This window comes from Pseudoxanthomonas sp. F37, from assembly GCF_022965755.1.
In the GTDB taxonomy this organism is placed as follows: domain Bacteria; phylum Pseudomonadota; class Gammaproteobacteria; order Xanthomonadales; family Xanthomonadaceae; genus Pseudoxanthomonas_A.
This window is the reverse complement of the sequence record NZ_CP095187.1, coordinates 2,795,427-2,822,129: the sequence shown is the minus strand read 5'-3', so window position 1 is coordinate 2,822,129 and position 26,703 is coordinate 2,795,427. Positions and strand designations below refer to the sequence as shown.

Genomic DNA, 26,703 nt, shown 5'->3' with positions numbered 1-26,703 from the left:
TGTTGCGACCCGAAGTATCCCGGTCGCGACTCACGTCGCTCCCACAGAAGGCATTGCCTTCTGCGCCGGCATACTGCCCTTCCACACATGGATCACCGCATAGGCACGCCAGGGCCGCCAGGCCTCCGCGCGCGCGGTCAGCGCCTTGGCCGTCATCCGCGTGCCGTCGGTGGGCACGGCCTTCTGCAGCACCAGGTCGTCGGCGGGGAACGCATCCGGATGGCCGAGCGCGCGCAGCGCCATGTAGTGCGCCGTCCACGGGCCGATGCCGGGCAGGGCGACCCAGCGCGCGGTGAAATCCTCCAGCGTGCGCTCGGGCCGGAAGTCGACGCGGCCATCGAGTAGTGCGCGCGACAGCCCGCGGATCGTCTCGGCCCGCGCACGGGTCAGGCCGATCTCGGTCAGGTCGGCATCCACCAGCGTTTCCGGTGCCGGGAACAGATGCGTCAGTCCCTCGAACGGGATCGCCAGCGGTGTTCCATGCCGCTGCGCCAGGCGCGCCGTCAGCGTGCGCGCGGCGGCCACGCTGACCTGCTGGCCGATCACCGCACGCACCGCGATCTCGAAACCGTCCCAACCGCTGGGCAGGCGCAGGCCCGGCCGCGCATCCAGCAAGGGGCGCAGGCGGTCGTCGTGGCCCAGCGCCGCGGCAACCGCCTGCGGATCGGCATCCAGGTCGAACATGCGCCGCAGGCGGTTGACGATCTGCAGCAGGTCCGCCGCCGCACCCCCGTGCAGTTCCAGCTTCAGCGCATGCGTGTCTTCGTCCCAGGCGCTGACCCGCAGCCAGCCTGGCGTATCCGGCGTGCCGATCACGCGCCGATAGCTCACCTCGTCGACGACTTCGACGCTCGGCAGTGCGCGCCCGCGCAGGAAATCGAGCATGGCGCCAAAATCGTACGGCGGCCGGTAGCCCAGGCGCAGCGTCATCGCGTCGCGGGCGACCGGCAGTTCGCGCTTGCGCAGGTCGCGCGGCGCCATCCGGTATTCGGCGCGGAAGGCCGTGTTGAAGCGGGTCAGGCTGCCGAAGCCCGCCGCCAGCGCCACCTGGGTGACCGGCAGCGTGGTCTCGGTCAGCAACTGCTTGGCGAACAGCAGGCGGCGGGTGCCGTGCACCTGGGCCGGCGTGGCGCCCAGCCGGTCGCTGAACAGCCGGCGCAGGTGCCGTTCGCCCAGGCCCACGCGCTGCGCCAGGTCCGACAACGGCGCGTCGACCAGTGCGCCCTGGTCGATCAACGTGAGTGCGCGCGCCACCACTTCGTCGCCCCGGCGCCAGGTGCCGTCACCGGGGGCGAGTTCCGGCCGGCAGCGCAGGCAGGGGCGGAAGCCCGCGGCCTCTGCGGCCGCCGCGTGGCGGTAGTAGACGATGTTGCGGGGCTTGGGCGCGGGCGCCGGGCATACGGGGCGGCAGTAGATCCGTGTGCTGGTGACCGCGGTGAAGAACAGTCCGTCGAAGCGTGCGTCGCGGCTCAGCCGCGCCTGTTCGCAGACGTGGCGGTCGGGCAGGGCGCTGGCATCGGTCGGGAGCATGGACGCAGGCTAGCACCGCATCCACGCGCCGACTCACCGTTTCCGGACATCAATGCGCCGGTGCCGTCCGCGGCATGAGCACCGGCTTGAAGGTATCCGCGGTTCCGTCGTTGCGTGCGGGCGCCAGGCCCAGCAGTTCCGCCAGCAGCGGATACACGTCGACGTTGTCGAAGGCCGGCAGCGTGGCGCCCCGACGGAAGCTGGGGCCGGCGGCGATGAACACCGCCCGCATCGACGGCAATGCGTTGTCGTAGCCATGCGAACCGCGGTTCAACTGCGCCCGCGGTGTACGGCGCAACTGCGCCGCCGGCAATCCGTTCCAGCCCTCGTCGAACTGGCAGACGATCGCCGGGACGCGCGGATGCGTGCCGTAATGCCAGCGTGCGGGCAGATCCTGCTTGCGCCAGCACTGGTAATGGTCGTGGCGACCCAGCAGTCGCTGTTCGACGTCGGCCTCGTGGCCTGGGCGCGGATTGAAGCCGATCACCTGGCCGGTGCTCACCGCTTCGGCCTGCTCGATCGTCGCCATGTCCTCCAGCGCGATGTACTGTTCCGGCCGCACCGGCGCCATGCCGTGGTCGGATACCACCACCACGTCGGTCGTCGCGCGCAGGCCACGCGCCTCCAGTGTCTGCACGATGCGGCCCACGGCGGCGTCGACTTCGCGGATCGCCGCCTGCGTTTCGGGCGCGTCCGGACCCTTGTCGTGGCCGACGTTGTCCACGCGCTCGAAATACAGCGCGGCCAGGCTCGGGCGTGTGGCCGTGGGTTCGATCAGCCAGCCCGCGACCTGATCGGCGCGGTCGGCTGCGCTGACCTCGGGCGAGTAGGGCACCCAGCGCGTGGGCCGCCGGCCGCCGATGGGCGCCGCGTTGCCGGGCCAGGCCCAGATGGCCGTACGCAGGCCGGCTTTCTCTGCCGTGTTCCAGATCGGTTCGCCCTGCCACCAGCGCGCATCCGCTCCCGCGGCCTTGTCGGCCACCCGGAAGCCGCCGACGGCCTGGTCATGCATGCTGTTGTGGATGATCCCATGGCGATCGGGCCGCAATCCTGTCACCAGGGTGAAGTGATTGGGGAAGGTCAGCACCGGGTAGGAGGGGTTCATCCAGGCGGCCCGCACGCCCTCGGCCGCCAGGGCGTCCAGGTGCGGGGTGTTGCCATGCTGCAAGGCGCGGGCGGGGAGGCCGTCGATGGAGATCAGCACGACGCTGTGCGGCGTGCGCGACGGCCGGGTGTCGGGCCGGGAGTTGCATCCGCCCAGGAACAGGGCCAATGCCAGCAACAGAAGCGTCGATCGCAAGGCGGGGTTGAGGATCGTGGGTCAGTCCTGAGTATCGCACGGGCATGTGACCGGTTCAGGCGGTTGACACCCCTCCCGCCGGCCCCGATGCTGCGCGCAGGAACCCACGAGGAGGCCGTATGAGCAAGACATGGAAAGCGTTGCTGGCTGTCGCGTTGCTGTCCCCGGTCATGGCGACGGCTTATACGCTGGGTGACGTGAAGTCGCCCCCCGGGACCGATGTGGCGGGTGACAAGCCCCGCCCTCGCCTCAAGATCGTGGTGAACGAACCCGAGTTGCAGAAGCGGCGACCCGCCCGGATCGTTTACGTCAACGGTGCGTCCACTGGCGATGGCCGCGGCGGCCAAGAGGGAGAATGCGTCCAGAGCACCGGGTCGCGGCTGATCTGGCGCGACAAGGCGGATCAGCGCTGCGCCAACCGTATGCCGGGTCAGGTTTTCGTCGTGACCCATTGAGCAGGGCCAACGTGCTCCCTGTGTCGCGCGCCCTTGTCGTGATGCTGGCCGTTGCGGCGGCGCAAGCCGCCGCGGCGCCGGCCGAAGACGCCGGCGCCCGTTGCCAGGTCTGGCAGCGCGAGCTCAGCTTCGCCCGATCCGTCGCCGACCACGACGCCGTGGCCTTTGCCGAGCACCTGCATCCCCAGGCCGCGTTCGGCGTAAGCCGGACACCCACGCGCGGGCGCGACGCCATCACCCGCGAGTGGACGCCGCTCATCCAGGGTACGACGCTGAAGCTCAGCTGGTACCCCGCCGTGGTGACCCTGGGCGGCGATGGCCGCACGGCGTATTCCAGCGGGCCGGCGCTGTACGAAGATCCCAACACCGGGGAAAGCCGCATCGGCCGCTTCGGCTCGGTCTGGTACCGGGGCGACGATGGCGTGTGGCGCGTCCTGTTCGACGACGGCGTGTCGCCGCAGAAGGCCGATGCGGCGGCCATCCAGCGCTTCCACGAGGGCCGCAGGGCGCAGTGTCCGGCCGAATGAGGAGCCGCTGAACGCAGGTCGGAAGCCTGCGACGCGGGCGCGCACCGGCGCGTACCGTGTTGACCAAGCCCTCCCGGAGCCTCCCCATGAAGCCTCTGCCTCTTCTGGCCTTCGCCGCCTGCCTGATGGCGGCCACCGCGCAGGCCCAGTCCCCCGCACCCACGCAGCAGGCCGTGCCGGTCGCGGACCCGCCGGCGGATGTCGCCGCGTCGGCCGCCATGCCGTCGAAGAGCGAGGACCAGCCGCGCCTGTCCGAGGCCCGCTGCATCCGGCAGACCGGCAGCCGCATCCGCCAGCGCGATGCCAGGACCGCGTGCAACGGCCAGCCCGGGCGCTCCTACTCGAAGGACGATCTGGACCGCACGGGTCAGCCAAGCCTGGCCGAGGCCTTGCGTACCCTGGACCCCTCGATTCGTTGAGGATGGCTGTCGCTGCTTCCGGGCGTGCGGATGGCCAAGGGGTCAGCAGTCGTCCGAACGCCCCGCGGCGTAGCGCAGGCCGCCCCGCAACTGGGCGATGAAGTGCGGGTCGGCGTACACCGCCGCATCGTGCCCCAGCCCGCTGTACCAGCCGCGACCGCCATCGAACGCATGGCACCAGGCGATGGGGTGGTCGGCGCCCATCGTGCCGCCTTCGTATGACCGCTCGTCCACCGTGGCGATCACCCGCACCTGTCCGCGTGGATGGGTGCGGTAGTTGTACAACTCGTCGGTGATCGGCCAGCGCGTGCCCACCGGCTTGCCATCGCGTTCCGGCTGCACGTGCGTGGACTGCAGGCCCGGCGGATGGTTCCTGAAGTACGCGCCCACCAGCCGGCCATACCATGGCCAGTCGTACTCCGTGTCCGCTGCCGCATGCAGGCCGATGAAGCCGCCCCCCGGCGCACGAAGCCTTCCATCGCCGTCTGCTGCGCTTCATCCAGCACGTCGCCCGTGGTGCTCGCGAACACCACCGCGCGATAGCGCGCCAGATTGGCCGGACTGAACGCCTGCGCATCCTCGGTGTGGTCCAGCCCCATGCCTTCGTCGGCGGCCAGGCGCCGTAGCGCTTCCACGGCGGCCGGAATGGCGTCATGGCGGAAGCCCGCGGTCTTGGTGAACACCAGGATGCGGTCGGGTGGGGCGGCCGGCACGGACGCGGCGGACAGCAGGCCAGCCACCAGGAGGGCCGGGAAAGCGGGGCGGAGGACGTTCATGGCGCGATTCTGCCATGCACGCCTTCGCGCACTGCAACATCGCCGCGGCTCGCGCAGGGTGGGGCCTCCCGTCGATAATGGCCGCATCCCTGCATCTGGAACCTGTCATGTCCGATCCCCGCCACGACGCTTCCCGCGTCATCCGCGCCCCGCGCGGCAACACGCTGGCCTGCAAGTCCTGGCTCAGCGAGGCGCCGTACCGGATGCTGCAGAACAACCTGGACGCGGAAGTGGCCGAAGACCCGACCTCGCTGGTGGTGTACGGCGGTATCGGCCGCGCCGCGCGCGACTGGGCCTGCTACGACGCCATCCTGGAATCGCTGCGCGAACTCGACGACAGCCAAACCCTGCTGGTGCAGTCCGGCAAGCCGGTCGGCATCTTTCCCACCCATCCCGATGCGCCGCGCGTGCTGATCGCCAATTCCAACCTGGTGCCGCACTGGGCCACGTGGGAACACTTCAACGAACTCGATAGAAAGGGCCTCATGATGTACGGCCAGATGACGGCCGGCTCGTGGATCTACATCGGCAGCCAGGGCATCGTGCAGGGCACCTACGAGACCTTCGTCGAGATGGGGCGCCAGCACTACGGCGGCGACCTGGCCGGCAAGTGGATCCTCACCGCCGGCCTCGGCGGGATGGGCGGCGCGCAGCCGCTGGCGGCGGCGCTGGCCGGCGCCAGTTCGCTCAACATCGAATGCCGCCAGTCCAGCATCGACATGCGCCTGCGCACGCGCTACGTGGACGAGCAGGCCGCCGACCTCGACGACGCCCTGGCGCGCATCGCCAAGTACACCGCGGCCGGCCAGGCCAAGTCCATCGCACTGCTCGGCAACGCCGCGGAGATCCTGCCGGAACTGGTGAAGCGCGGCGTGCGTCCGGATGCCGTCACCGACCAGACCAGCGCGCACGACCCCGTGCACGGCTACCTGCCCATCGGCTGGACGGTGGAACAGTGGCTGGCCGAACAGAAGGCCGAACCCGAGCGCGTGCGCGATACGGCCAAGCAGTCCATGCGCGTGCATGTCGAGGCGATGCTGGCGTTCCAGAAGATGGGCGTGCCGACCTTCGACTACGGCAACAACATCCGCCAGATGGCGTTCGACCAGGGCCTGAAGAACGCGTTCGATTTCCCCGGCTTCGTACCGGCCTATGTGCGCCCGCTGTTCTGCCGCGGCGTGGGCCCGTTCCGTTGGGTCGCCCTGAGCGGCGACCCGGAAGACATCTACAGGACCGATGCCAAGGTCAAGGAACTGATCCCCGACGATGCGCACCTGCACCGCTGGCTGGACATGGCGCGCGAGCGCATCAGTTTCCAGGGCCTGCCGGCGCGCATCTGCTGGGTCGGCCTGGGCCTGCGCCACAAGCTGGGCCTGGCGTTCAACGAGATGGTGCGCAAGGGCGAACTGAAGGCGCCAGTGGTGATCGGCCGCGACCACCTCGATTCGGGCAGCGTGGCCTCGCCCAACCGCGAGACCGAAGCGATGAAGGACGGCAGCGACGCGGTCAGCGACTGGCCCTTGCTCAACGCGATGCTCAACGTCGCCGGCGGCGCCACCTGGGTGTCGCTGCACCACGGCGGTGGCGTGGGCATGGGCTACTCGCAGCATTCGGGCGTGGTCATCGTGTGCGACGGCACGGAGGAAGCCGACAAGCGCATCGCCCGCGTGCTGTGGAACGATCCGGGCACCGGCGTCATGCGCCATGCCGATGCCGGCTACGACATCGCCGTGCAGTGCGCGAAGGAGCAGGGATTGAAGTTGCCGATGGTGTGAACCATCGCCTGTCGTGGTCGCAGGCGGCCCGTCACGGCAGGCCGTCCTTCGGGTGCGGCACACCGTCATATCCGCGTCATCCCCGCTGCCCAGAATGAACCGGTCGTGCCTGCTCTCCCCCAAGGCACGCTCGGGGAACCGTCTTGCCGCTCCAACCCCAGGTCGAACAGGCCGTGCCCGACGATGCCGGGCGCGCGCATTGGTTCGCGGTCAATATCCTGCCCCACGAGGCGTCCCTGCGGCGCTGGCTGACACGGCTGCGGGTGCAGGAGCCGGACGCATTGGACATCATCCAGGAAAGTTACGCCCTGCTCCTGGAACGCGAGCGGCTGGACGACATCCTCAATCCGCGCGCCTATCTGTTCCAGGTGGCGCACTCGCTGATGTTGCGCAACATCCGTCGCGCGCGGATCGTGCCGATCCTGGCGATCGAGGAACTGGGGAACGTCGAACTGGCCGACAAGGCGGCCACGCCCGAACGCGACGCCATGGGCCGGGACGATCTGCGCCAGCTGGCCGACCTGATCGCGGGCATGCCCGGACAGGCCCGCCAGGCCTTCGTCCTGCGCCGCATCCATGCGCTGCCCCAGCGGGAGATCGCCCAGCGCATGGGGATTTCCGAGAACACCGTCGAGAAACACATCGCGCGGGGCATCCGATGGCTGGGCGAGCGGCTGGGCGATGGCGGAAACGGGGTGCCCCATGTCTCCCAGGGAAGTGGTCGGGACACCAGGAGGACCTATGGACGGTCGCGAAACCAGTCAGGCGATTGAGCGGAAGGCCGCGCAGTGGGTCGCGCGCATGGATCGCGGGCCGCTCGATGGCCGGCAACAGGAGGAGCTGCAGCGCTGGCTGAGCGGCGATGCGCGCAGGCGCGGCGCGTTCATCCGTGCGCAGGCCTTGTGGCACCGCCCCGACGTCATCGCCAACGCGACGCTCCCGCCGGAGCTGTGCCGGCAGGAGCCGGCGCGCGGGCCTGCCAGCCCGCGCGGGATTCATCGCCCGCATCGCGCACCGCGGCGCGCCGCGCCGGCGGTGCGTCGAGGGCTCGCTGCGCTGGCGGCGTCGATCCTGCTGTTCGTGCTGGTGGTCGCCAGCATGCCGATGCCGGTGGCCTACGCGACCGCGAAGGGAGAGATGCGCCGGGTCCCGCTGGCCGATGGTTCGACGCTCACCCTCAACACCGAAAGCCGCGTCGATGTGTATGAAGAGGAGCGCCGCCTGCGCGTGAGGGTCCGCAGCGGTGAGGTGTTCGTGGAAGCGTCCGGAAGTGGCGAGCCCCTGCTGGTGGAGATCGAAGGACTGCGACTGCGTGCGGGCGCTGCCGCCTTCGTGGTGCGCAAACTCGATGGCCAGCCGGCCCAGGTCGTCGTGCAGGACGGCGAAGTGGGCCTGCCTGCGCCCGAAGGAGCCGTGAACGCACTGGCGGCGCACCAGCGTGGATCGTGGAAGACGGCGTCCGGCCGCATCGAGGTGGCATCGCTGTCGGCGGACCAGATGCAGCGCGAGTTGGCGTGGCGCGAGGGCAAGCTCGCTTTCCACGGCGAGCGCCTGGCCGAAGCGGCCGAAGCCTTCGCGCGTTACAGCGATGTCCGTATCGTCATTCCCGACCCGCGCCTGGCGAATGCGTCCATCACCGGCCTGTTCGCCGCCAACAATCCGGCAGGGTTCAGTCGCGCGGTGGCGGACGTGTTCGGCGCAGACGTGCGGCAGGAAACCAGCCGCGAGATCGTCATCGTTCCGGAAGATTAAATTTTCATGACGCATGGCGGAAGCCGGGCCATGGCGTCTCAAGCATTGGAGGTCCGCAATTCCTGCGGCCAACAATGCGAGTGTTCGCCCGATGATTCGCTGCAAGAAGCTCCTGCTGGCCACCGCCGTCGCGATAGCGCTGGCGTCCGCGCCGCCTGCCATGGCGCAACGGCGCCCGTTCAATGTCCCCACGCAGCCGGCAGTAACCGGTATCCCGGAGTTCGCGCGCCAGGCGCAGCTGCAGATCATCGCGCCCGCGGATGCGCTCGATGGGGTCAATACGCAGGCGGTGGTGGGCGAAGGCGATGCGCGGCAGACGTTGCGTGCCTTGTTGCGCGATACCGGCCTGGAGGTCAAGTCCGACGACGGTCGCGTGATCCTGTTGCAGCCCTCGCGTTCCGGCGAGCCGGGCATGGGAAGCGGAACGGTGCTCGGCAGCGTGCTGGATCCGGCGACGGGCGGCTATCTCCGGGATGCCGTCGTGCGCATCACCAGCCGTGCCGGCACCCGCGTGGTCCATTCGGGCGAGCGGGGCGAATTCCAGCTCACCGGCGTGCTGGCCGGCACGGTGGAGGTGACGGTGAGCTACACCGGCTTCCACGAGGAGCGTCGCACCATCGAGCTGGAGCCGGACGAACGCGAGCGCCTGGAGTTCCAGTTGCGCAGCACGTCGGTGGAGGCGGGCAACGCCGGCGCGCGTACGCTGGATTCGCTGCAGGTGGTCGGGGTGCGCGAGGGCGATGCCAGGGCCATCATGGAGCAGCGTGCCGCCATGAACATCACCAACACGCTGTCGGCCGACAGCTTCGGCGAGATCGGCGACGGCAACCCGGGCGAGTTCCTCAAGTACATGCCCGGTGTGGATTTCGACGTGGTGGCCGACGATGCGCCGCGCAACATCAGCCTGCGCGGTTTGCCGGCCAAGTACACGGGCGTGACGCTCAACGGCGTCAGTCTTCCCGGGATAGACGCCAACTCGTCCAGCTCGCGCACCTTCAGCTTCGAACAGAGCGCGCTGGCGGGCGTGGACTCGATCAGCATCAACAAGACGACGTCCGCGGACATGGATGCGAACGCGCCGGCAGGCACCATCGACATCCGGACCAGGAAGGCGTTCGACGCCAAGGGGCGGCGGGTCGTCGTGTCCCTCGGCGGCACCACGCATTCCGGCCTGTGGGACAGCAGGAACACCGGGTGGATGGAAGGCGGTTACGACACCAAGTGGCTGCCCAGCAGCTCCATCACCTATTCGGACGTATTCTTCGACAAGCGCCTCGGCATCGCGGCCGGCATCAGCAGCATCACCAACCTGGTGGAACAGGCGCAGATCACGGCCGGCCGCAACTACGTGGCCACGGCCACCAGTCCCTATCCCTACGCGGTGACGTCGATCGCCGCGTCGGGCTACGACCGCGAATACAACCGGCGTGTCGCGTCCTTCAATGCGGACTTCAAGGCGACCGACACGCTGATCCTGTCGCTCTCGGCCAACCTGAGCCGCGGCGACATCGATCCCAACACCATCACGCCCACCTTCACCAATGGCCGCGCGACCACCGCCAATCCGCATGAAGGCGACCCCTCGCTGGACTGGACCACGCGCTATCCCGCCAGCACCAACACATTGGCGTTGAACCACAGCTACACCTACAAGGTCGGCTACTCGCGCAACTTCGTGCCCAGCTTCGTCTGGCAGAACGAGAACCTGAAAGTGGATGGCAACCTGTTCTCCGCCACGTCCACCAGCCGGTACGACTCGGTCAAGAAGGGACAGGTCTCCAATCTGCTGAATACCCTGAGCGCGCGCGGCAACTACAGCGCCTCGCGCAGCGACTGGATGCATCAGGACTGGCAGATCCAGCAGATCGACGGCATCGACTGGGCCAGCCCCGACGCCTTCACGCTGGGGTCGTATGCCGGCGCGCTCGGTGCATCCACCCGGCCGTCCATCCGCACCACCAGCGGCAGTTCGGCCGAGCTGGACTACCGGGGCGGTGCGCTCAACGTCGAGTTCTACCAGGACATCGGCCGCATTCCGGTCACCTGGAAGACCGGCGTCAAGGCCACCCGTGCCGGCTACGAGTTCGGCAACACCTCCGACGCCAACATCTGGACCTACAACGGCCCGTTGAGCAACGCCGAGTTCCTGCGCGCCGTGCAGAGCCGGAACGTATGGCATGGCGGCGAGAGCGGCATGGACATCCGGACCTTGAGCGGCGGCGACGTATACCTCTACAGCCTGGCCAGGATCCACCAGATGATGCAGGCCAATCCCGAGCAGTGGATACGCAGCGAGACGCCCGCGCAGTGGTACAACGCCCATATCGCGAACGTGAACGAGCTGGACGAACGGATCACCTCGCTCTATTTCATGGGAACCGCGGATTTCACCGAGCGGCTGAAGGGCCAGGCCGGCCTGCGCTGGGAGCGGACCCGTGAGATCGGCCACGACTTCGACCCGCTCAGCCCCGAGCAGGTGCGCGCCGCCGGCTATGCGGTGTCCGCGGCCACGGGCCGGGCCGCCACGGTCGAGGGCCTGAAGTACCAGTACTTGACCAACCCGCGGAAGCAGACCGAGGGCCGCTACGACGATTTCTTTCCCAGCGCGTCGCTCAAGTACAGCGTGACCGACAGCCTGGATATCCATGCAGGCTACAGCAAGACCATCATGCGTCCGGAGGTCGGCGACCTGGCCGGCGTGTGGTCCATCGCCTACGGCACCGAAGACGGGAACGTGCTCAGCGCGCCCAATGCCAGCCTGAAGCCGGAGTACTCGGACAACTTCTCCCTGCGCGCGACGCAGTACTTCGAGCCGGTCGGGCTGGTGGCGTTCGGCGTGTTCCACAACCGCATCAAGGACCTGATCGATACGGCCACGCTGACGCCGGAGGAGTTCGGCTACGACGGCGACGAGCCCGTCGACCTGGTCAGCACCGCGACCAACAGCGCGGCGGACATCACCGTCAACGGCTACGAGTTCGAGTTCAACCACGCCATGGACTACCTGCCGGGTCCATTGAGCGGGCTGACCCTGCGCGGGCATTTCACCAACACCCACCCGTCGAAGAAGCTCTCGCGCGTGGCCCAGCAGGTGGCGGGCCTGGGCTTCGGCTGGAAGTACGGCCCCATACGCCTGAACCTCAACAGCGTGTGGAGCGACGAGAAGGATCGCGGCCCGACCAGCGCGGTGACCGTGAACAACGGCAACGGCGCCTATTCGGTCGTCCAGGAACAGCCCTTCGACGACTACCTGGAGGTGAACCTGTCCGGCAGTTACACCCTCATTCCCAAGACCCGCGACAACTGGCTGGGGCTGGAGGTGTACTTCAGCGCCAACAACCTGTTCGACCAGAACCGCCACACCGTCTATTCCAACGGTCCGGTCGGACTGGGGGCGGGCGGCCACCACAGCCAGATCTACATCACCAGCGGCCGTCGCGCATCGCTCGGCATCCGGGCGCGCTTCTAGGCCTCCGATGGCCACAGGCGTGCATGCCGCGGGTGCGGGTTGCCTGCGGCAGGGCGCCGCGCCATGCCTCGTCTCCACTTCCGGACAACAGACCCATCCCCCATGTCTACCCGATTCGATCGCCGCACCTTCCTGCAGGCCGCCGGCCGCCTGGCCATGTTCGCGGGCCTGGGCCAGGCCGCGCGCGTGTGGGCTTCCGCGCCCTTTCCCGCGTACCCGTTCCTGCTGGGCGTCGCATCAGGCGATCCGGCGCCGGATGGCTTCGTGATCTGGACGCGCCTGGCGCCGCGGCCGCTGGACGAACACGCCGGCATGCCCATGCTCACGGTTCCCGTGCGCTGGGAAGTCGCCGAGGACGAGGCCTTTGCCACGGTCGTGCGCCGGGGAGAAGCCCTGGCACGCCCCGAGCTTGGCCACAGCATCCATGTGGAAGTGCAGGGGCTGCGGCCACGGCGTCCCTACTGGTACCGCTTCCACGTGGCAGGACAGCCGCCCAGTCCCGTGGGAACGGTGCGTACCGCACCCGCGGCAGGGGATGGGCCGCAGCGCGTCCGCATCGGCGTGGCCGGTTGCCAGCACCACGAAGCCGGGCTGTTCACCGCCTACCGCCACCTGAGCCAGGAACAGGACCTGGATGCGGTGTTCCACTACGGCGACTACATCTACGAGGGGGCGGGCAAGGAGGGCGCGCTGTCCCTTGTCGACAACAGTGGCAGGCGCGTGGACCGCAGGCATGCGGGCGGCGAGATCTACACGCTGGACGACTACCGCCGGCGTTACGCGCAGTACAAGCACGATCCCGACCTGCAGGCCGCCCACGCCGCCACCGCCTTCCTGTCCACCTGGGACGACCACGAGTTCGACAACAACTGGGCCGCTGCGCTCGACCAGGACGGCACGCCTCCCGAAGTCTTCGCACTGCGGAAATTCGCCGCCATGCAGGCCTGGTACGAGAACATGCCGGTGCGGCGCGCGCTGTTTCCCTCACCGCAGGCCGGCATCACGCTGTATCGGCGGCTGGACTATGGCCGGACGCTGAGGGTGCATCTGCTCGACACCCGGCAGTACCGCAGCAAGCAGCGGTGCGAGCGGGGAATGACCCGGCCCTGCCGCACCGATGCCTTGGCCGGAGCGGAGCACATGCTGGGCAGTGCGCAGGAACAGTGGCTGGGCGCCGGCCTGGACAGCGACACGCGCTGGCATCTGCTGGCGCAGCAGGTGATGGTGATGCCCTACGCCTATCCGGACAGCCGGAAATCCGGACCCACCAACACCGACTCCTGGAGCGGCTATCCGGCGGCGCGCGCGCGCCTGGTGGACACCCTGCGGGAAAGAAGGCTGGGCAATGTCGTGGTCGCGACCGGCGACGTGCACAAGCATCATGCCGGCGTGATCCCCTCCGTGGAAGGCGATCCGCTCAGCACGCCGGTGGCGACCGAGTTCGTCACCACCTCCATCGCCTCCGGAGGCGATGGCAGCGATATTCCCCCCGGCTGGGAACACGTTCCCTCGCAGAATCCCCACACCCACCTGCTCAACGATCGCCGTGGCTACCAGGTTTTCGACATCGGTCCCCGGCTGTGGCGTACCGAGGTGGTCGGCGTGGACAAGGTGTCGGCCCCCGGAGGGACGAAGACCGTGATCGCCCGCCTGGCGGTGGAACATGGCAAGCCGGGCATCCAGCGCGCATGACCGCCATGATCGAACGCCGCGGCCGCTTCCGGAGTCCAGGCCCGTCGCCCGGCAGGTCATGCGGGCCGCGGGGTCGGACGAAGAGGTGCGCGGCGTGCCTGCTTTCGCCGGTGGCGTTCCTGCTGGCGCTTTCCCTGCGGGCCGGTCCTGGTCCTGAGGCCGCGCCGGGCGGGACACTGCCGGCATGGCGCGAAGGCGAACTGGACATCCACCACATCAACACCGGACGCGGTGAGGCCCAACTCCTGATCCTGCCCGATGGCAGCAGCGTGCTGGTGGACATGAGCGGCAGGACGAACGAGCAGGCGCCGTTCTCGCTGCCCACCCGGCCGGACGCATCCCGCGCGCCGGGAGAGTGGGTGGCACGCTACGTCAGGCGCGTAGTGCCCGGGAAAGCGAAGGGGCTGGACTATGCGGTCATCAGCCATTTCCACGGCGACCACATGGGCACGATCGACGCCGATTCCCCGCTATCGGTCAAGGGCTATCGGCTCAGCGGCATCACCCAGGTCGCCGAGTCCGTGCCGATCGCCAAGGTCATCGACCGCGGATGGCCGGGCTACGACTACCCGGCGCCGCTCCATGGCACGACCATGGACAACTATCGCCGGTTCCTCGATTGGCAGGTGCGGAACCGCGGCATGAAGGTGGAAAGGTTCCAGCCGGGCCGCAAGGACCAGATCGTGCCGGTGCACGACGCCGAGGCCTATCCCGGTTTCGAGATCCGCAATCTCTATGCGAACGGCGTACTCTGGGCGGGCGAGGGAGAGACCGTGCGCGCGCTTTTCCCCTCGGCGGAGCGGATGGCCGGGCAAGGCGCGCCGGGCGAGAACAAGCTGAGCATCGCCTTCCGCGTGCGTTACGGTGGGTTCGACTACTACACCGGCGGCGATCTCTCCTCTGTGGACGAAGAAATCGCGTTCGCTCCCGCAGCGTGGAAGAACGTCGAGCCCGAGGTGGCGCGTGCCTGCGGGCCGGTCGATGCCATGAAGGCCAACCATCACGGCAGCTGGGATGCCAACAGCATCCCCTTCCTGGCGGCATTGCAGCCGCGGGTGATCGTCATCGCCGCGCGCGCCGACGGTCATCCCGCGGTGAACGCCTACAAGCGGATGACCTCGCAGGCCGTCTGGCCCGGACAGCGCGACATCTTCATCACCCACCTGTCGGATGCGACCGCGAAGACGACCTACGGCGCGAACGCGGCGGCCAGTACGCAGGGCCATGTCGTCATCCGGGTGGAGAAGGGAGGCGCGCACTACCGGGTGTTCGTGCTGGACGATGCCGACGAGGCGATGAAGATCAAGGCGGTGTCCGGCCCCTATGCGTCCCGATGAGCGGCGAGGCAGCCTCGGCCGCCCGCATCGGAAGGCGCAACCGTTCTTCCTCCTTCCGTGGGAGTGGCGCAGCGACCGTCCGTCCCGTCAATCCGGTGCGGGAGCAGCCTTGTCCCGCCGTGCCAGTTGCTCTTCCAGTTCCACCTGCCGCGAAATGTCGGTGAACACGCCGAACCAGCTGCGGGTACCGTCAGGTGCTGTCCGCGGCGTGGCGCGGCTGGAGACCCAGCGCCAGCGGTCGTCGAACCAGCGCAGGCGGAAGCGGGTCTCGAAGGTGTCGCGGGTGTGCACCGCGGCCAGCCATTCGGCGCGCACGCGCACGCGGTCGTTCTCTTCCATGCGCGCGTACCAGGCCGCCATGCGCGCTTCCATCGAGCAGCCTTCCGGCTCCTGCGGGGTCGGGCTGATGTAGGTGAGGGTGCCGGCGGCATCGCTGACCCACAGCACGTTGGGGCCCAGTTCCACCACGGCGCGATAGGTCGCTTCGCGGGCGCGCATCTCGTCCTCTGCGCGCTTGCGTTCGGTGATGTCGATGGTCACCACCGAGACGCCGATGGGCTGCGCGGTCTCGTCGGTGACGCGCGCACCGACCACCAGGAACGTCTCGTCCCGTCCCGGGAAGCGGAACTCGATGCTGGGGATGTCGCCGCTGTCCAGGATACGGCGCGAGGCGCGCACGACCCACGCTGCGATGTCGGGCGTGTAGACCTGCTCGACGTGCGCGCCGACGATCTCGCACAAGGGCCGGCCCACCATGCGCGCGAACTGCGCGTTCGCCGCCGCGTAGCGCATGTCCAGATCGAGGAAGGCCAAGCCCACCGGTGCACTGTTGTAGAGCGAGGACAGTTGGTGCTGGCGCAGGTAGGGCGACAGCGGCTGCGATGCGGGCGAGGCGGCGTGCACGGGCGCCGTGGCCAGCAGCTGCGCCACCGCCTCGCCCGGCATGGGCCGGCCGGTCAGCCAGCCCTGCGCGTAATCGCAGCCCAGCTCGCGCAGCACGTCCGCCTGCGCTTCGGTCTCCACCCACTCGGCCACCACCGGCACGTCCAGGCTGTGGCCCAGGCCGATGATGGCCGAGACCACCTTGCGGCTCTCGCGGTCGGTGGTCAGGCGCTGGATCAGGCTGCCATCGATCTTCAGTTCGTCGAAGCCGAAGCGGCTCAGCCGCACCATGCTGGAAAATCCGGTGCCGAAGTCGTCCAGGGCCACGCGGATGCCGTGCGATTTCAGATAGCCGAAGGCCCGCTCGGCCGCGGGTTCGTCCTCGACCAGCTCGTCCTCGGTCATCTCGATGCAGATGCGGTCCAGCGGGAACGACGATTCGGCCATCGCCTCCAGCAGCAGGCGCACCGCCGGTGCGTCCTGCAGCAGCGACGGCGGCACGTTGAACGCCAGGCAGAAGCGGCCTGGCCACGCGCTGGCCTCTGCGCAGGCGCGGCGCACCAGATTCAGCGTCAGCAGCGGCAGCAGCGAAGCCTGCAGCGCGATGGGAATGAAATCCTTCGGCGGCACGGCGCCGAAGTCGGGATCGTGCCAGCGCGCCAGCACTTCCAACCCGTGGATGGCCCGGGTCCGCAGGCACACGATGGGCTGGTAGGCGGGGAAGATCTTTTCGTGGCACACCGCGTCGGCGATACGCTGGCGCAGCGCGTCGGCAGTGTGGAACGGTGGCGTCGCCATGCAGCCCCCCTGTGCAGCTTGCCCGACCCCCGGCGTCGTCGAATCCCTTCCCCACGGCATCGGCGGGGGGAGGCGCGACTTGAGGCGTCGGACCGCGGCGCGGTGGCCGCTGCGGTCCGGCCACATTAGCGCCTGCGGAAGGGCGCAGGAAGCGCGCGCTGACCGGTGGCCCAGTAAGCCTGATTACACAGTTGAGGTTACGGTGCGTGCGGCACGCGCCGGATCTTCGACACGTCGTAGCCCAATGCCTGGATCTGCCGGATCCGTGCCTCGTAGTCGGCCTCGGATATCCGCGGCGTGCGCGCCATCAGCCACACATAGTCGCGCTTGCTGCGTCCCACGATCGTCTGCTGGTAGTCGGCGTCCACGTACGCGATGACGTACTCGGCCTGGATCGGCCAGACGAACTGCATGCCCCACACCGCGCCGCCCGAGCCCGGGGTGACCGTGCCGACCGGATGCATCGTTTTCTCCGGTCCGTCCAGCGCCCCCTTGCGGAAGCGGAACGTGGTCCGGATGCGGCCGTCGGGCAGCTTGGCGTACGACTCCACGGCGGCGTAGGCTTCGCGCTCGGGGAACGAGGGGATGTGCGCGATCACGTACCAGTCGCCCATGAAGCGGTCCACGTCCACCGGTGCGGCCGTGGGGATGGACGGCTTGACGTTGCCGGAGCGGCAGGCGGCGGTGCTGGTGGCGACCATCAGCGCGAGCAGCACGAAGGGCAGGGTACGCATGTCAGTGCTCCCGCGCCGGGCGCTGGAAGCGATAGTGGGCCACCAGCCATTCCTGCCCGTCGCGATAGCCGAACAGCTCGGCGCAGGCCATCCAGAACATCCGCCAGCGCTGGTTCCACAACGGCGCCGCATCGCCGTAGGCGGCGCGCAGCACGGCCATCACCTCGTCGCGGCGCGCATCGTGGTTGGCCAGCCAGTGGTTGGCGGTGCGCTGGTAGTGCGTGCCGTCCAGCAGCCAGCGTTCCTGCAGGTGCAGGTGGTCCTGGAAGAACAGCAGCAGGTCGGCCGACGGCATCATGCCGCCGGTGAAGAAATGCCGGCCCATCCAGTTGTCCTCGCCCTGCGTTTCGAACGGGTACATCAGATGGCGGTGGACGAAGATGTGCACGAACAGTGCCCCGCCCGGACGCAGTGCGTCATGGATGCGGCGCATCAGCGCGGCGTGGTTGCTGACGTGTTCGAACATCTCCACCGACACGCAGCGGTCGAAGGCCTGCGGTTCGAGCTGCAGCTGGTTCACGTCGCAGGTGATGATGCGCACGTTGCGCAGGCCGCGCTCGGCGCAGCGCGCCTCGATGAACGTGCGCTGGGAGTGCGAGTTGGAGACCGCGGTGATGCGCGCATTCGGGTAGCGCTGGGCCATCCACAGCGTCAGCGAGCCCCAGCCGCAGCCCAGCTCCAGGATGTCCTGGCCGTCGGCCAGTGCGGCGCGCTCGCCGTACAGTGCCAGCATCGCGTCCTCGGCCTGGTCCAGCGTCTCCGCGCCGGTGGGGTAATAACAGCTGCTGTACTTGAGCCGGTGGCCCAGGCAGCGCAGGAAGAATTCCGCCGGCAGTTCGTAATGCTGCCGATTGGCGGCGTCGGTATGCACGGCCAGCGCGCCCTGGCGCAATGCGCGCAGGCGCTGCGCCAGCAGCGCCGACTGCGCCTGCTGCCCGCCCGCACTCTCGTCGCGCAGCCGCTGCGCGCACAGCCGGCGGATGCCGGCGCGGATCAGCGCATCGGGCAACAGGCCGCGTTCGGCCAGGCCCAGCAGGCCGGGGGCGGCCCGGTCGGCGGCCAGTTCTTCCACCATCGCGTTCATCGTGTCGCCTCCTTGGTGGCGGGTTTGGGAAACCAGGGGAACAGCATCGGCGTGGTGCGCTGGTATTCGCGGTACTCCTCGCCGCGGGTGCGCAGCGCCTGCGCCTCGGTATAGGGAATGCCGCTGATCCAGCGCAGGAACACGTACATCACCACCGGCCCGCACCACGACAGCCACGCCCAGGGCGAACCGATGGCCAGCACGACGTAGGCGAACCAGTGCAGCCATTCGAAGAAGTAGTTGGGGTGGCGCGAGTACCGCCACAGCCCATCGCGGCACGTCTTTCCACGGTGGGCGGGATCGGCGCGGAAGCGTGCCAGCTGGCGGTCGGCGATCGCTTCGCCGACTACGCTGCCCGCCCAGATCGCCACCGCCAGCACGATCCAGGGCCACGCCGTGTCCACGGGGCTGCGTGCGGCCGCGGCGAACGGCAGGGCGAACAGCACCACCAGCAGCGCCTGCGCCATGAAGAACAGGAAAAACTTGCCCTGGTGGCCCCGCCAGTGCTCGCGCAGGTAGCGGTAACGGCCGTCTTCCGGCTCGCTGCGCACCCGGTGCCACAGGTGCAGCGCCAGCCGTGCGCCCCACGCGCCGCCCAGCACGGCCAGGGTGGCGCGCGCCTGCCAGGCGCCGTCGCCCAGCACGGCCAGCAGCACCGCGCTGCCACCCACGCAGGCCGACCACAGCACGTCGACGATGCCCGCATTCTTGTGGCGCCGCTGCCACAGCCAGCCCAGGGTCATCACCGCGGCGGCCACCAGGGCCACCCAGCCGAGGGAGTGCGACAGGCTCATGCGGCCCCCGGCGGGCGGCCCGGGCGGGCCATCAGCAGGTGGGACACGCCGATGGACCGCTCCAGGAAGCCGCCTTCGCAATAGGCCAGGTAGAACTCCCACAGACGGATGAAGCGCTCGTCGAAGCCCTGCGCGCGTACGTCGGCCAGTCGTGTCAAGAAACGGCGCCGCCAGGCCCGCAGCGTGTACGCGTAGGACAGGCCGAAGTCCTCCTGGTGCACGACCTGCAGGTCGCTGGCGCGGGTCTTTGCGCCGTACATGGCGTTGAGCGAGGGGATGAAGCTGCCGGGGAAGACGAAACGCTTGATGTAGTCCACCGAGTCGCGCGCCTGCACGTAGCGATGGTCCTCGATGGTGATGGCCTGCAGCAACGCCTGGCCGCCCGGCCGCAGCAGGCTGCCCAGCTTGCCGAAGAACGTGTCCAGGTACTGCGCGCCGATCGCCTCGATCATCTCGATGGACACCAGCTTGTCGTACTGCCCCTGCAGGTCGCGGTAGTCCTGCAGCAGCAGGGTCACCCGGTCCTGCAGCCCGGCGTCCGCGACCCGCTGGCTGGCCAGCGCATGCTGCTCGCGCGAAATCGTGGTGGTGGTGACGTGGGCGCCGTAGTGGCGCGCCGCGTGCAGGGCGAAGCCTCCCCAGCCGGTGCCGATCTCGATCACCCGGTCGTCGGGCGACAGCGCCAGCTTGCGGCACACGGCATCCAGCTTGCGATACGAGGCCGTTTCCAGGTCGTCGTCCGGGGAAGCGAACATCGCCGAGGAGTACATCAGGTCCGGGGACAGGAACAGCTTGAAGAAGTCGTTGCCCAGGTCGTAGTGCGCCGCGATGTTGCGGCGGCTGCCTTCGCGCGTGTTGCGTCGCAGCGCATGCCAGCTGCGCAGCGCCCAGCCCCCCAGCCGCGCCAGGCCGCTTTCCATGCCGTCCAGCAGCTCGCGGTTGCGCACCAGCAGGCGCACCAGGCCGACCAGGTCGTCGCATCGCCACTGGCCGGCGATGTAGGCCTCGCCCGCGCCCACGCTGCCCTGTGCGGCGACGGCGCGGTAGAACGCCGGATCGTCGATCCACAGGTGCACGGCGGGCAACGCGTCCCGGCCGGTGCGGCCGAAGCGGTGTTCGCCCAGCGCGTCGCGGACCACCAGCATGCCGTGGTCCAGCGCATCCAGGCGCGCCAGCAGCTGCGAGCGCAGCAGGCGATCGAGCGCCCCGTAGGAGGAAACGGCAGTGACGTCGGCGATCTCGTTCATGGGGTCTCGCGGGCAAGGGAAGGATGGTCGTGGACGGGCGTGCGCTTCAGCCACAGCCGCAGCGCCTGCCAGTGGATGCCGGTCATCACCTGCGCCGTCATCAGCGGGTAGCGCCACAGCACGCGCGCCAGTGAACGGCCGTCCAGCGGCCGGCGCAGCAGGGTGAGGGTGGCGTCGAAGGCGCGCCGTCCTTCGCGGTCGACCTGCATGTGCACGCGCAGCGCGTCCTCGGGCAGGGTGAAGCGCCAGCGGTAGGCGCAGTCCATCGGCAGGAACGGCGACACATGGAACACCTTGTCGAAGCCCCATTCCCAGCCGTCGCCGTACGGCGCGCCGTCGCGCACCGGCAGCACGTAGCTGTGCCGCTCGCGCCAGGGCGTGTTGGTGATCTCGGCCAGCACGGCGTCCAGGGTGGTGCCGTCCGGCTGGAAGCAGTAGTAGAAGCTGACCGGGTTGAACACGTAGCCGCCGTAGCGCAGGTGCGTCAGCAGGCGGACCGGGCCTTGCGGACGATGGCCCACCGCGCGCTCCACGCGGTCGCGCACGGCCTCGGCCAGCGGCCGGTCGTGCGGCACCAGGTAATCGCTGCGACGGAATTCGGCCAGGTTGCGGCGGTCCACCGACCACAGCCAGCGGCGGTCGAACACGGTATCGATTTCGTCCAGGTCCAGGTAGAGCTGCGCCATGCGGTAGCGGAACGCATGCGGGCGCGGCGAATGCCGGCGGTGCCGCACCCAGCCCTCGTACACGGCGCTTGCCAGGGGGGCGTTCACGCGCCCACCGCCTCGATGGCACCCGGCGCGGGCGCGCCGACGGGCAATGCGGCGATGGCATCGACCACCTCGCGCGCACTGCGGATGCCGTCCTCGTGGAAGCCCCAGCCCCAGTAGGCGCCCGCGAACCACGTGCGCCGGTGCCCCTGGATCTCCTGCCGGCGCCGCTGCGCGGCGACCATGGCGTGGTCGTAGACCGGATGCCGGTAGTGCATGCGGCGGAGGATGCGGGCCGGGTCGATGGCATGGCTGCGGTTGAGCGTGACCACGAACGGCTCGGGCGAGTCCAGGCCCTGCAGCAGGTTCATGCAGTAACTGACCGTGCACGGCGCCGACGGGTCGCGCGGCACGTGCGCGTTCCATGCGGCCCAGGCCTTGCGGCGCTGCGGCAGCAGGCGCGCGTCGGTGTGCAGCACGGTGTCGTTGGACTGGTAACGGATCGCGCCGAGGACGCCGCGCTCGCGTTCGTCGGCGTCGTGCAGCAGCCGCAGCGCATCGTCGCTGTGGCAGGCCATCACCACCTGGTCGAAGCGTTCGCGGCCGTGCAGCGTATCGAGTTCGACACCATCGGCATCGCGCCGTACCGCCAGCACGGGCGTGGACAACCGCTCCTGCACGCGCCAGCGACGGCGCAGCGCCTGCACGTACGTCGCCGAGCCGCCGGTCACCACCCGCCACGGCGGGCGGGTGCCCAGCGTCAGCATGTGGTGGTTGGCCATGAACTGCACCAGGTAGCGCGCCGGGAACGCCAGGATGCCCTGCGGCGGCGACGACCACAGCGCGGACGCCATCGGCACCAGGTGCTCGTCGCGAAAGGCCTCGCCATAGCCGCCGGCCCGCAGATAGTCGCCCAGCGTCGGACCGGTATCGTCGCCTGCCAGCAGCGCCGGCGCTTCCCGGTAGAAGCGCGCCAGGTCGCGCAGCATGCCCCAGAAGCGCGGCGACACCAGGTTGCGTCGCTGGCAGAACAGCGTGTCCAGCGAGGTCGCGTTGTACTCCAGGCCGCTGCGCTCGCTGTGCACGGAGAAACTCATCGTGGTCGGCTGCGATGCCACGCCGAGTTCGTCGAACAGTCCGCACAGCAGCGGGTAGTGGTCCGGGTTGAACACGATGAAGCCGCTGTCGATGCGGTACTGGCGGCCGGCCTGTTCGACGGTGTGGGTATGCGTGTGTCCGCCCAGGTAGTCGTTGGCTTCGAACAGCACCACCTCGTGCCGCGGCGACAGCCACCACGCCGAGGCCAGGCCTGCGATGCCGGATCCGATGACCGCGATGCGCATGTTCAGCGCCTCGCCTTGGCCAGCACCCACGCGGGCACGGGCTTGAGGTCGCGCACCAGCCCGAGCAGCGCCAGCGCGCGCAGGCCGTACCAGGTCAGGTCGATTTCCCACCAGCGGAAGCCCTGGCGCGCGGTGCCCGGGAAGAAGTGATGGTTGTTGTGCCAGCCCTCGCCGAAGGTCAGCAGGGCCAGCCAGAGATTGTTGCGGCTGTCGTCGCGCGTGTCGAAGCGGCGGCGGCCGAAACGGTGCGCCAGCGAATTGATGGTGACCGTGGCATGGAACAGCACCACGGTGGAGATGAAGAAGCCCCACACCAGCATCTGCGGACCGTCGGTCCCCAACTGCGGGGACGTGCGTTTCAGCAGCGCGCCAAGGCCGTACAGGGCGGCGGCCAGCAGCGCCGGCACCACCGTGTCGTAGCGGTCCAGCCAGCGCAGCTCCGGGTAGCGCGCCAGGTCGGGGATGCGCGCCCAGTCCGTGCGGAAGCCTTCCCGGGTCAGGAACCAGCCCGCATGGCTCCACCAGAATCCGCGCTGGTTAGGCGAATGCGGATCGGCGGCGGTGTCCGCGTGGCGGTGGTGGTTGCGATGGTGCGCGGCCCACCACAGCGGTCCGCGCTGCACGCTGGAGGCGCCGATCAGCGCGAACACGAACTGCAGCACGCGCGAGGTGCGGAACGTGCGGTGCGAGAAGTAGCGGTGGTAGAAGCCGGTGATGGCGAACATCCGCACCGCGTACAGCGCCACCGCCACGGCCACCGCGATGGGCGACACCCCCACCCAGAGCACGGCGACGCATGCCAGGTGCAGGCCGATGAAAGGCACCACGCGCAGCCAGTCGATGCGGTCCGGCGGTCCGCTGTCGTCGCCGTGGGCCTGGGTGTCGAACCACCGGCGCAGGATGGACACGGCATGGTGGACCGGCGTGGAGGGGGAGGAATCGCTGGCCGGCATCGCGGAGGTCTCGGTTGCGTCGTCCATCACTACGGCGCGGCGCGGGTATTGGATGCGTGAAGGCTGCTCAACCCCGGCACTGCCGCACCAGCGGCGTCGCCAGTGCGGCCTGGAGCGCGCGCGCATCGGCGGGCGCGGCCGGCTGCGGGAACACGATGCGCACGTCCTGGTGGCGGCCTTCGTCATCGCGGATGGTCGCGATGCCGGCGAACTCCAGCAGGCGCTGGTCCTGACTGGCGTACGTCAGCTGCATCGTCGGTGCGACGAAGGCATACCAGCGGTCCAGCTTCATCGACAGGCGCTGGGCCGGCACGCCGTTCCAGCGCACGGCGGGGCCGGGGTCCAGCCTGACCGGCACGAACGCGAAGCGGCTGGGCAACAGGAAGGGCTGGGTGACCTCGCGCCCCGCCCGCAGCGCGTCCCAGTGCTGGCGCACGCTGGCATCGAAACCCGCGTCGATGACGGCGCCGGGCGGCGTCGCCAGGGCGCGCTCCTGCGGACGGGCGGCGCCGGCTTCCCTGACGTAGACCACGCGCCCACCGGGGCCGGTCCGTACGCCCTCGCGATAGCCGTCGCGCGCATCTTCGAAGTCGAAGTCGGGCGCCTGCGCGGCAGGCCGTTCGATCACGGTCTTGCGGGCGAACGCGCGCCCGTCGGGGCAGCGGTAGAGCACCAGGCGCCGCGCCACCCCGTCCTGGCGGTAGCGCCAGTGGGACTCGCGGTAGATCACCGCATCGCCCTTGCGGGCGTAGGCGACGGCTTCCTGGCGGAGGACATCGGTACCGGCGAAGGCGGGCGGCGTCGTCGACAGCAGCACGGCCAGCAAGCGCAAGGTTGGGCGGGGCATGGGCGGCTCCGGGCGGCAGGAGCCCCCTGTACGCAGGCGGGCGTCCCGCGGATGCATCCGGCGGCGCGCGGGGCGCTGCATCCGAACCCCGGTCATCTTCGTAGAGACCGTCATCACGCACGCCCCGGGACCTGGCATACCATGCCCACCGACTTCACAAGGAGACCGCCGCCCCTTCGGGCCGCACCCCCGGTGTCCACGCCAACGCCCCTCACGCGCGACGCCCACGACTGGACGGCCGACATGCTGGCGGTGGCGCGCGCGCGCGACCGTGCCGCGTTCATGCGCCTGTACGACCACTTCATGCCGCGCCTGTGCCTGTACCTGCGCGGCCTGGGCAGCCCCGAAGCCGTGGCCGAGGAACTGGCCCAGGAAGCCCTGCTGCGCCTGTGGCAGCGCGCCACCATGTACGACCCGCAGCAGGGTGCGGTCTCCACCTGGCTGTTCCGGATCGGGCGCAACCTGCACATCGACCGCATCCGCCGCGAGCCGGGCTGGGTACAGATGCTCGAGGAAGCCGCGCCCGCCAGCGACGAGGAACTGGCGCGACCGTTCACCTCGGCCGAGGACTACGCCGAGCACGTGCACCTGCAGCGCCGCATCGAAGACCTGCCGGCCGTGCAGGCGCGGCTGATGCGCATGTCCTACTTCGAAGCCAAGAGCCACCAGGAAATCGCCGACGAGCTGCAGATGCCGCTGGGTACGGTGAAGTCGCACCTGCGGCGCGCGTTCCTGCGCCTGCAGGGCCAAGTACGAGGTCAGCCGTGAACCCGCACCATCATCTCGACCCCTCCACCGTGGTCAGCTACGCGGCCGGCGCGCTGGCCGTGGAGATGGCCGTCGTGGCCGCCACCCATCTGGAGACCTGCGCGCACTGCCGCGCGCGCGTGGACGAGGCCGAACGCATCGGCGGCCAGCTGGTGGAGCACCAGCAGCCGGCGCTGTCGTCGTCCCGCCTGGCCGACCTGCGTGCCTGCATGCTGGAACAGCTGGACGCACCGCTGCCGCCGGCCCCCATCGCGGCCGCCCGGGGCGCGCCCTACGAGGACGACGACCGCCTGCCCACCCCCCTGCACCCGTACTTCGGCGCGTCGTACCGCGCGCTGAAGTGGCGCTGGATGGCGCCGGGCGTGCACTGCATCCGCGCAGCGGGCACCCGCAGCGGCACCCTGCTGATGCTGAAGATCGGCCCCGGCCGCAGCATGCCGGTGCACAGCCACGGCGGCACCGAGCTGACCCAGGTGCTGCGCGGCGCCTACCACGATGCGCTGGGCCAGTTCGCGCCCGGCGACATCGCCGATCTCGACAGCGGCGTCGAGCACCAGCCGGTGACCGTGCCCGGCACCGCCTGCATCTGCGTGTCCGCGCTGGACGCGCCGCTGCGGTTCCCGGGCTGGCTGGCGCAACGGCTGCAACCGCTGTTCAAGCTGTAGCGGGCCAGCGCCGTTCAGACGGCGCCGTGGCGGGCGCGCATCATGGCGGCGATCTCGTCCAGGCGCATGCGGACGGCCTCCAGCGTCTCGTGCGGCGTATCCGCATTGGCGTGCGGCATCGCGCGCTGCATCCGCAAGCGCTCGCGACGGGCGAGGATCTCGTCGCGCAGCGCATGCGCGTGGACGATGCCGACCAGTTGCATGCTGTGCGCCTGGCCCGGACTCTGGCCGGCGGTCTCCACGCGCAGGATGCTCAGATGGTAGAGCCGCAGGATGGGCCCTTCGATGAAGGTCACGTCCTGGATGTTCTCCAGCGGGATGGTCTTCTCCACCCGGAACAGGATGCCCTTGCGGAACTGCAGCGTGCGGTCGTCCAGCGTGCAGCCCAGCCGGTCGAAGTAGTGCCGCGCCCACCATTGCCCCGGCCCCAGCACCCATACCAGGATCAGCGGTGCACCGAAGAGGGAGAGCAGCAGGTACCAGGCCACCATCGCCACCAGGTAAGGCCGGATCAGCGGATTGAAGGTGGCGTGCAGGGGCGGGGTCTCGGAAAGGGTGGGGATGTGGGCACGGTCGCCTCCTGTCGGGGTGCGCGATTCTTGCATGCCTTCGCCCGGCCGCGGGTCGCGCGCGCCCGGCGTCCCGGCGCAGGAATGCGCCGGGTTTCATCGCGCACCTCGCGGCTGCACCGTGCTGCCCTGTCGGAAGCGCAGCGCACGTGGCCCTGATCGCCACCCGTCATGCGGCGCGATACGCGCATGCGCAATGTCCCGCTTCCACGCATGCCTGTTAATGCACGTCGATGGCGCGTGAAAACACTGCGTGTGTTGTGTTTTCCGCATCCGG

General features: G+C 69.4%; 23 protein-coding genes and 1 pseudogene. 11 read left to right on the top strand and 13 right to left on the bottom strand.

Going from position 1 to position 26,703, the window contains the following annotated elements; translation table 11 throughout:
• Nucleotides 1–30: 30 nt before the first annotated feature.
• On the bottom strand, nt 31–1,530 hold the full coding sequence (locus MUU77_RS13305; RefSeq protein ID WP_245087755.1) for a DNA-3-methyladenine glycosylase 2: 1,500 nt from the start codon (nt 1,528–1,530) through the stop codon (nt 31–33).
• A gap of 49 nt (nt 1,531–1,579) precedes the next feature.
• Complete coding sequence (locus MUU77_RS13300) at nt 1,580–2,830, bottom strand: ectonucleotide pyrophosphatase/phosphodiesterase (protein ID WP_245087752.1); 1,251 nt, start codon at nt 2,828–2,830, stop codon at nt 1,580–1,582.
• 119 nt (nt 2,831–2,949) lie between these two features.
• Between MUU77_RS13300 and MUU77_RS13295 the strand changes: the two genes are divergently transcribed.
• The 3 genes from MUU77_RS13295 (at nt 2,950) to MUU77_RS13285 (ending at nt 4,231) form a co-directional block, all read left to right on the top strand.
• Nucleotides 2,950–3,285 carry a hypothetical protein gene (locus tag MUU77_RS13295; protein WP_245087749.1) on the top strand — a complete coding sequence of 112 codons (336 nt, stop codon included), beginning with the start codon at nt 2,950–2,952 and terminating at the stop codon, nt 3,283–3,285.
• A gap of 20 nt (nt 3,286–3,305) precedes the next feature.
• A complete protein-coding gene (locus MUU77_RS13290; protein ID WP_245087746.1) occupies nt 3,306–3,812 on the top strand; it encodes a DUF4440 domain-containing protein in 507 nt (168 codons plus the stop codon).
• Nucleotides 3,813–3,898: 86 nt separating this feature from the next.
• The gene (locus MUU77_RS13285; protein WP_245087743.1) at nt 3,899–4,231 is read left to right on the top strand and encodes a hypothetical protein; all 333 of its coding nucleotides are present in this window, start codon (nt 3,899–3,901) and stop codon (nt 4,229–4,231) included.
• 42 nt (nt 4,232–4,273) lie between these two features.
• On the opposite strand, the pseudogene MUU77_RS13280 reads toward MUU77_RS13285, so the two are convergent.
• Nucleotides 4,274–5,007: pseudogene (locus tag MUU77_RS13280) on the bottom strand (ThuA domain-containing protein).
• Between the two features lie 107 nt (nt 5,008–5,114).
• Here MUU77_RS13280 and hutU point away from each other — a divergent pair.
• From hutU to MUU77_RS13250, 6 genes are all read left to right on the top strand, one after another.
• A complete protein-coding gene (gene hutU / locus MUU77_RS13275; protein ID WP_245087740.1) occupies nt 5,115–6,782 on the top strand; it encodes a urocanate hydratase in 1,668 nt (555 codons plus the stop codon).
• A gap of 173 nt (nt 6,783–6,955) precedes the next feature.
• Nucleotides 6,956–7,555, top strand: a complete 600-nt coding sequence (locus MUU77_RS13270) for a sigma-70 family RNA polymerase sigma factor (RefSeq protein ID WP_245087737.1) — start codon at nt 6,956–6,958, stop codon at nt 7,553–7,555.
• On the top strand, nt 7,524–8,534 hold the full coding sequence (locus MUU77_RS13265; RefSeq protein WP_245087734.1) for a FecR domain-containing protein: 1,011 nt from the start codon (nt 7,524–7,526) through the stop codon (nt 8,532–8,534). The genes MUU77_RS13270 and MUU77_RS13265 overlap by 32 nt, the downstream gene beginning before the upstream one ends.
• Nucleotides 8,535–8,625: 91 nt before the next feature.
• Nucleotides 8,626–12,003, top strand: a complete 3,378-nt coding sequence (locus MUU77_RS13260; protein ID WP_245087731.1) for a TonB-dependent receptor — start codon at nt 8,626–8,628, stop codon at nt 12,001–12,003.
• A 102-nt stretch (nt 12,004–12,105) separates the two neighbouring features.
• The gene (locus MUU77_RS13255; RefSeq protein WP_245087728.1) at nt 12,106–13,695 is read left to right on the top strand and encodes an alkaline phosphatase D family protein; all 1,590 of its coding nucleotides are present in this window, start codon (nt 12,106–12,108) and stop codon (nt 13,693–13,695) included.
• Nucleotides 13,696–13,805: 110 nt separating this feature from the next.
• Complete coding sequence (locus tag MUU77_RS13250) at nt 13,806–15,032, top strand: hypothetical protein (RefSeq protein ID WP_245087725.1); 1,227 nt, start codon at nt 13,806–13,808, stop codon at nt 15,030–15,032.
• Nucleotides 15,033–15,119: 87 nt separating this feature from the next.
• Here MUU77_RS13250 and MUU77_RS13245 read toward each other — a convergent pair whose 3' ends face one another.
• The 9 genes from MUU77_RS13245 to MUU77_RS13205 form a co-directional block, all read right to left on the bottom strand.
• Nucleotides 15,120–16,712: an EAL domain-containing protein gene (locus MUU77_RS13245; protein ID WP_245087722.1), complete on the bottom strand. Its 1,593-nt coding sequence runs from the start codon at nt 16,710–16,712 to the stop codon at nt 15,120–15,122.
• A gap of 197 nt (nt 16,713–16,909) precedes the next feature.
• Entirely contained in the window at nt 16,910–17,446 is a 537-nt protein-coding gene (locus MUU77_RS13240) for a lipocalin family protein (protein ID WP_245087719.1), read from the bottom strand.
• Between the two features lies 1 nt (nt 17,447).
• Entirely contained in the window at nt 17,448–18,530 is a 1,083-nt protein-coding gene (locus MUU77_RS13235; protein WP_245087717.1) for a cyclopropane-fatty-acyl-phospholipid synthase family protein, read from the bottom strand.
• The gene (locus tag MUU77_RS13230) at nt 18,527–19,324 is read right to left on the bottom strand and encodes a DUF1295 domain-containing protein (RefSeq protein ID WP_245087714.1); all 798 of its coding nucleotides are present in this window, start codon (nt 19,322–19,324) and stop codon (nt 18,527–18,529) included. The genes MUU77_RS13235 and MUU77_RS13230 overlap by 4 nt, the downstream gene beginning before the upstream one ends.
• Nucleotides 19,321–20,571 (bottom strand): cyclopropane-fatty-acyl-phospholipid synthase family protein, encoded by a 1,251-nt coding sequence (locus MUU77_RS13225; RefSeq protein ID WP_245087711.1) that lies wholly within the window; start codon nt 20,569–20,571, stop codon nt 19,321–19,323. Before MUU77_RS13225 ends, MUU77_RS13230 begins: the two co-directional genes overlap by 4 nt.
• A complete protein-coding gene (locus MUU77_RS13220; protein ID WP_245087708.1) occupies nt 20,568–21,344 on the bottom strand; it encodes a DUF1365 domain-containing protein in 777 nt (258 codons plus the stop codon). Before MUU77_RS13220 ends, MUU77_RS13225 begins: the two co-directional genes overlap by 4 nt.
• Complete coding sequence (locus MUU77_RS13215; RefSeq protein ID WP_245087705.1) at nt 21,341–22,624, bottom strand: FAD-dependent oxidoreductase; 1,284 nt, start codon at nt 22,622–22,624, stop codon at nt 21,341–21,343. Before MUU77_RS13215 ends, MUU77_RS13220 begins: the two co-directional genes overlap by 4 nt.
• Before the next feature lie 2 nt (nt 22,625–22,626).
• Nucleotides 22,627–23,577: an acyl-CoA desaturase gene (locus MUU77_RS13210; RefSeq protein ID WP_245094492.1), complete on the bottom strand. Its 951-nt coding sequence runs from the start codon at nt 23,575–23,577 to the stop codon at nt 22,627–22,629.
• A gap of 67 nt (nt 23,578–23,644) precedes the next feature.
• Entirely contained in the window at nt 23,645–24,424 is a 780-nt protein-coding gene (locus MUU77_RS13205; protein ID WP_245087701.1) for a hypothetical protein, read from the bottom strand.
• A 243-nt stretch (nt 24,425–24,667) separates the two neighbouring features.
• Here MUU77_RS13205 and MUU77_RS13200 point away from each other — a divergent pair, with 243 nt between their 5' ends.
• Nucleotides 24,668–25,192 carry a sigma-70 family RNA polymerase sigma factor gene (locus MUU77_RS13200; RefSeq protein ID WP_245094488.1) on the top strand — a complete coding sequence of 175 codons (525 nt, stop codon included), beginning with the start codon at nt 24,668–24,670 and terminating at the stop codon, nt 25,190–25,192.
• Nucleotides 25,189–25,857 (top strand): ChrR family anti-sigma-E factor, encoded by a 669-nt coding sequence (locus MUU77_RS13195; protein ID WP_245087698.1) that lies wholly within the window; start codon nt 25,189–25,191, stop codon nt 25,855–25,857. The genes MUU77_RS13200 and MUU77_RS13195 overlap by 4 nt, the downstream gene beginning before the upstream one ends.
• Nucleotides 25,858–25,871: 14 nt before the next feature.
• Here MUU77_RS13195 and MUU77_RS13190 read toward each other — a convergent pair whose 3' ends face one another.
• Nucleotides 25,872–26,462 carry a PH domain-containing protein gene (locus MUU77_RS13190; protein WP_245087695.1) on the bottom strand — a complete coding sequence of 197 codons (591 nt, stop codon included), beginning with the start codon at nt 26,460–26,462 and terminating at the stop codon, nt 25,872–25,874.
• Nucleotides 26,463–26,703 lie beyond the last annotated feature (241 nt).